At 57.9% G+C, this 5,251-nt stretch carries 7 protein-coding genes and 2 pseudogenes; 4 read left to right on the top strand and 5 right to left on the bottom strand.

The window, feature by feature from the left end; all coding sequences use genetic code 11:
• The 3 genes and pseudogenes from ACXRVY_RS16230 to ACXRVY_RS16220 all read left to right on the top strand — a co-directional run.
• Positions 1 to 183: pseudogene (locus ACXRVY_RS16230) on the top strand (YeeE/YedE thiosulfate transporter family protein); the annotation flags it as partial.
• Positions 184 to 230: 47 nt separating this feature from the next.
• Positions 231 to 482 carry a helix-turn-helix domain-containing protein gene (locus ACXRVY_RS16225; RefSeq protein ID WP_223458475.1) on the top strand — a complete coding sequence of 84 codons (252 nt, stop codon included), beginning with the start codon at positions 231 to 233 and terminating at the stop codon, positions 480 to 482.
• Positions 479 to 1,678 (top strand): type II toxin-antitoxin system HipA family toxin, encoded by a 1,200-nt coding sequence (locus tag ACXRVY_RS16220; protein WP_223458477.1) that lies wholly within the window; start codon positions 479 to 481, stop codon positions 1,676 to 1,678. The genes ACXRVY_RS16225 and ACXRVY_RS16220 overlap by 4 nt, the downstream gene beginning before the upstream one ends.
• 59 nt (positions 1,679 to 1,737) lie before the next feature.
• Here ACXRVY_RS16220 and ACXRVY_RS16215 read toward each other — a convergent pair whose 3' ends face one another.
• The 3 genes and pseudogenes from ACXRVY_RS16215 to ACXRVY_RS16205 form a co-directional block, all read right to left on the bottom strand.
• The gene (locus tag ACXRVY_RS16215; protein WP_223458479.1) at positions 1,738 to 1,986 is read right to left on the bottom strand and encodes a hypothetical protein; all 249 of its coding nucleotides are present in this window, start codon (positions 1,984 to 1,986) and stop codon (positions 1,738 to 1,740) included.
• Between the two features lies 1 nt (position 1,987).
• Positions 1,988 to 2,350, bottom strand: a complete 363-nt coding sequence (locus ACXRVY_RS16210) for a DUF6124 family protein (protein ID WP_223458481.1) — start codon at positions 2,348 to 2,350, stop codon at positions 1,988 to 1,990.
• A gap of 321 nt (positions 2,351 to 2,671) precedes the next feature.
• A pseudogene (locus tag ACXRVY_RS16205) lies at positions 2,672 to 2,806 on the bottom strand (hydrolase); the annotation flags it as partial.
• Positions 2,807 to 3,035: 229 nt separating this feature from the next.
• Between ACXRVY_RS16205 and ACXRVY_RS16200 the strand changes: the two are divergent.
• Complete coding sequence (locus ACXRVY_RS16200) at positions 3,036 to 3,299, top strand: hypothetical protein (protein ID WP_458237759.1); 264 nt, start codon at positions 3,036 to 3,038, stop codon at positions 3,297 to 3,299.
• 191 nt (positions 3,300 to 3,490) lie between these two features.
• On the opposite strand, the gene ACXRVY_RS16195 is transcribed toward ACXRVY_RS16200, so the two are convergent.
• On the bottom strand, positions 3,491 to 4,510 hold the full coding sequence (locus tag ACXRVY_RS16195) for a zinc-dependent alcohol dehydrogenase (RefSeq protein WP_458237758.1): 1,020 nt from the start codon (positions 4,508 to 4,510) through the stop codon (positions 3,491 to 3,493).
• 16 nt (positions 4,511 to 4,526) lie between these two features.
• The coding region (locus ACXRVY_RS16190) for a Gfo/Idh/MocA family oxidoreductase (protein WP_458237757.1) at positions 4,527 to 5,251 on the bottom strand (725 nt) is incomplete at its 5' end.

The following is a 5,251-nucleotide window of genomic DNA, read 5'->3' as shown; positions in this document are numbered from 1 at the left end:
CATTTGCTCGCGGGCGTGTTGATGGGGACCGGCGCGTCGATGATGCTCGGTGGGAATGACTCGCAGATTTTGTTGGTGTTTCCGACGCTGACCTGGGTGGGGGCGGTGCCGTTGGTGTCGATTGTGTTGGGGATATTGGTGGGGGTTGGGGTGAGGCGGGTGAGTAAGGCAAATTCGCAATAATGTTCTGCATACGATACATTTAAATATAAATGTCACGGTAACTGAACATGGAATACGCCCTTCTGGTATCTCGACTCGGTAGCCAAATACGTGAAACGCGTATCAGGCGTGGTCTGACACAAGCTCGACTTGCTGAGCTCGCCGGTTTGACGCGGCAGAAAGTCATTGCTGTCGAGAAAGGTACCGATACTGTTGCCATGAACGCTTATGCAAGAATCTTGAGCGCTTTGGACAGCGAGCTCACCGTTACTCCGGCGACCATGCCGACCCTCGAAGAGCTTGGGGAGTTGTTCGAATGAAAATGACCTCCCTCAAAGTCAATACTCCAGAGGGCCATAGCGGCCGAATCCTCACCAGCGGCGATGATTATATTTTCCGCTATCAAGAAGATGCTTTGCCCAACACGGCAATCAGTCTGTCGATGCCCGTGCGGGCTGACGAGTTTCGTCGGCGGGATCTGCACCCTGTATTTCAGATGAATCTTCCCGAAGGCTACATGTTGGAGCAGTTGCGTAATCGCCTGGCGAAAACCGTGAACGTCGATCCAATGTTGTTGCTTGCTCTTTCGGGCAGCAGTTCGCCTATTGGCAGGATTCAGGTGCATTCCGAAACGGTTGATGCCCTGTTGGGTGAGCAGCAGTTCCCAGGGGAAAAACTCGAAGAAATTCTCACGTGGGATGGCGCGGAAGATATCTTCGCCGACCTTCTTGACCGCTATATTTTGCGGGCAGGTATATCGGGGGTTCAGCCGAAGGTATTGGTGCCGGAGCAACAAGATTTCGAATTGCGACGAGCCACCTCGAAAACCTCTGACTTGATTATCAAGAGTGGCCGGGATGAGTTTCCAGGACTGGCCATCAATGAGTTCCTTTGCATGTCCATTGCCAAGGAGGCGGGCATTCCGGTCCCGCAGTTTTACCTGTCCGACAATGCAAAGCTGTTTGTCATGCGTCGCTTTGATCGGGACGACCAGCTTAACCCGATTGGTTTCGAGGACATGGCAGCACTGATGGGGCTCTCGGCCGATCAGAAATACAGCAAAAGCTATGCAGCCATAGCCAAAGCGATTCGGCTGTTTTGCCCGGCAAACAATCAACGAACCTCGCTTGATCAACTTTTCGATTACGTAGCGCTGAGCTGCATCGTTGGGAACGGCGATGCTCATTTAAAGAACTTTGGCTTGCTCTATTCGGAGCCRACCCAACGAGATGCCCGCCTCGCTCCGGCATACGACATCGTTAATACGACGGCCTACATCCCTGAAGATGTTTTGGCGCTAGACCTTGTGGGTAACAAGTCGTTGTTTGCTTCCCGTCAGGGGTTGTTGGAATTTGCACAGACGTGTGAGGTGGAACATCCTGAGTTGCGTATTCAGCGATTGCTTGCGGCAGTTGAGTTGGTGCTCAAGCGCTACCCTGAGCTTCAGGAGCAGGCGCCTCATGTGGTGAAGGCAATACAGCACGCGGCAGCACCTTTCGCTCTGACGTTTGGGTAGTTTCAATATCAATGAAAATGGGCGACTGCAGGGAAGTCGCCCATTTTGTTTTTTCGGGATCAAACCTGCATTTGCAGCCGTCGTCCAACCACATCCAGCAAATCGCAACCATCGCGCAGGGATGTGACCAGCACCCGCGCCAGTTCGCTGTAAACACCCTCGTCAGCCGCGAAGCTCTCCAGCAATTGCGTCGCGGTTCGAATGCGATAGACGGCTGTTTCGTGCAGCACATCCAGCGGTGCCTCGGTGTGGATCAGCAGCGACGCAATGGTGCAATCGATGCCGGTCATCGGCATGTATCGATCCATTTCATGCCTCCACTTCGTCGAGTGGCGCGATGTTGTCCAGTGCCCGGTTCACCAGCAATTGCGCCAGCACGGCCAACTGCTGGATAGCCAGGGCGATGTTGCGACGCGAACTCTCAAGCTCGCAGGCAAGGTCAGTGCTCATGACGTTGAGCGAGGCCAGGGTTTCGCTGGCTTGGGTGAGCAGGGAGGGTGTGTCGATGTTGGGGCGCAGGGTGAATACGTGGCTGATGGGGTCGAGGTGACTGGGGTTGCGGAGGCGGGCGCTGATAGCGGGTTCGGTGGTTTTGGAGAGGTTGGACAAGTCGATTGGATCTTCAGATGAATCGGCTGGTGATTCCGGGGGATTGGGGCTGTTCTTTTTCAAGATGGCATTCCTCACACTGTTTAGAGAAGCTGCCATCCCCTGCTGTCAAACAGGATTGGGTGGCAGCTATACGCGGGTTGACAGACCGGAAGTGTAAGAACCCGGTGCACCCGAAGGTGCCCCGCGCACAGCCGCCATAATCGTGACTACATGCGCGAATGCATGCTGCCTGATCTGGGAGGTGTGAAGAGTACACTTTTCAGCCTGTCAAAGCCGATCGCCGGTTTACAGCGACCCCTGAAGGCTATCGTCGAGAAGCAGCCCCCGCCAGTTCATGAAAGGCGATGCGTTTTGCGGGAAATGTCCTAGGACGCGGTGAAGTCACAGGTCACTCGATCTCACCGTGTGCTTGAAATGATGCTCCCAAAGCCTGAGCCCCAATCCGCCTGTCCGGTCCAGCGATGACCCCTCCGTCAGATCCGTGATCAATGTCGGCTGCAAACCCGCATCAAACAGCTGGCCGCTTCTCGGGCAGGCCAGCTGCAAAGCTTGGTTGTTACCGATGTCCATATTGCAACCATGCACATAACAGCCTAGCGCGACTGCCTATGTAACCCTATCGTCAGATTTCACCTGCCACAAAGTGCTTTTGTGAGTTGTGAGCGTACGATGTAACTCACGTTTTCGCGGAATTCCTGGGGGGAGCGAACGAAGCGACTGAGCGATATGGCTTTGGAGAAAAATCATGATTMGCAAGCACTACTTGAAAGCCCTGGCGACGCTGCTCATCGCCACTGGCGTGCAGTGGGTGACGCTACCCGCCTACGCGACCGAGCAGGGTCAACAACGGCGTGAAGCTCGCGATACCAGGCAGGAAGGGCGCTCCACTGCCCGGCAAACCAAGGATGATTGTAGAAAGGGCAATGACAAGAGCAATGCAGACTGTCGCCAGGACAAGCGCAGCACCAAGCAAGATACCCGTCGCACAGCCCGGGACATCAAGTACTGATCGTTAACGTGGGTCCTGTTTGCGCTTGCCAGCAGGCCGGTCAAGCGCTTCGGGATTTCGAGCGATGGTGGATGTTGTTGGGTGTCCGCTTCGATCCAAAGCGGACATCATCGAAATGCGCTGAAGTCATGGTGGTCGTCTCCATAAGAACGATGATGCAGCCGTACCATCACTATGTTCTGGCTTGAGACTCATCCGAACGTCACCAACACCTTGGCCGATTCATCTGCACGCGCGGCGGTAGCGAAGGCTTGCTCGAAGTCTTCGAAGGCGTAGCGATGACTGATCAGCGGGGTGGTGTCGATCCGGCCTGCGGCGAGGATCTCCAGCACTTCGCCAAACTCGGTGGGATAGGCCATGGCGGTGGTCACTTCCATCTCCTTGCCCAGCGCCATCGCCAGATCCATGGCGACCGGTGCGTGATGCACCGCCACCACCGTCAGATGCGCCCCGAAACGTGCGCGCGCGATGATTTGGGGAATAACCGGAGCGGCGCCCGACACCTCGATGAATTCGTCGGTATCCACCACGGGCATCCCGTAGAGCGTGCTTGCGCCATGGCGCTGGCCGATTTCAGCCCAGAGATCGCAGTTGTCGGGATTGAAGGTGGCGTTTGCACCGAGCGCGCGCGCACGCTCCAGACGTGAGTCCACTCGATCGACGGCGATGATGTCCGCGACGCCGCGTAGACGGAGCATTGCCACAACGCCGAGCCCGATGGGACCCGCGCCGAAAACGACTACTTTGCTGCCAGCGCCGGCACGCGACCGGTTGACGCCGTGCAGCGCGACGGCGAGCGGTTCGACCAGTGCAGCGGTTTCGAAGTCCAGCGTATCGGGAATGGGGTAGACCGACGACTCGGCCATGACATTGCGCACGAGAATATGCGAGGCGAAGGCCCCTGGGCCTCCGGAACCGATCATGTTCGCAGGCGTCATCGGGTTGACCACCACGCGCTGGCCCTTATGCAGCGCCGTCACTCGCGCGCCCACCTCCTCGATCACGCCCGAGAACTCATGCCCGAGCGATAAGGGACCATCGCCCCCCATCGGCAGGCCGCCGGCGCGCGCATAACCGAGGTCAGAGCCGCAGATACCGCAGACCACGACCTTGACCACAATATCGTCCGGCCCGGCACTGGGGCGCTGTACCTGCTCGACACGAATATCGTCAGGTCCGTGAACCGTTGCATGAAGCATCAATTTCGTCATAGTGGATTCCTTCATTTCAGATTGTGATCCAGGCGCGCTTGCGCGCCGACAGTCGAATGGCGTCGAGCACCTGTTGGCCTCGCGCAGCGTCGTTGAATGTGGCGGCACGCTCGGGGATTGCGGGTACGCGATTCTCGATCCGCGTGCGCATTTCGGCGAACAGGCGCGCATAGGGCGCAACATCGAAGCCCATGGTGTGCCAGCGGTCCTGCTCGGTCTGGATCAGCTCGGCGACGGGAAAAGCTGTCGGCATTGCGTTGACCAGATCTGCGGGCATCTCGATGCGCCGCACGCCATCGGCGTCGCTCACCCAGACTTCTTCGGGGTCACCAAACGTCGCGCCGCTCTGAATCCACGCGCCGCCTGCGCTGCCCACCACTTTGGTGGCCATCACCAGCGGCCCCGGCGCGGCCAGCGCGGCGATGATTGACCCGACAACACCGCTGTCCGTTTCGAACTGCACGGTGTAGCAATCGTCGGCCGTCATGGTGGGACGCCCGGGCGCCAGCGTCTGTAGCATGCCGCTGACACGAGCGATGGGCCCGAACATGTATTCGACCTGATCGATCATGTGCGAGCCGAATGCGCCAAGGAAGCCGCCGCCCTGATCAGCGTCCTCCCACCAGTCGCTAAGTTTGCTTGTCGAGTCCTGCAGGCCTGGTTGATGGTAGATGCGCAGGAAATGGCGCGGCGTGCCGATCAGCCCTGACTGAACGACGCGCCGCAGCAGCGCCTGCGCGC

The sequence above is a fragment of the Pseudomonas sp. P5_A2_2 genome (assembly GCF_054177685.1).
Note: the sequence above shows the minus strand (reverse complement) of the source record. Positions and strands in the feature narration are given on the sequence as shown.

Coding starts and splice junctions, on each gene's coding strand:
- ACXRVY_RS16195 (WP_458237758.1), bottom strand. CDS start 4,510: ATGACGAAATTGATGCTTCATGCAACGGTTCACGGACCTGACGATATT.
- ACXRVY_RS16225 (WP_223458475.1), top strand. CDS start 231: ATGGAATACGCCCTTCTGGTATCTCGACTCGGTAGCCAAATACGTGAA.
- ACXRVY_RS16215 (WP_223458479.1), bottom strand. CDS start 1,986: ATGGATCGATACATGCCGATGACCGGCATCGATTGCACCATTGCGTCG.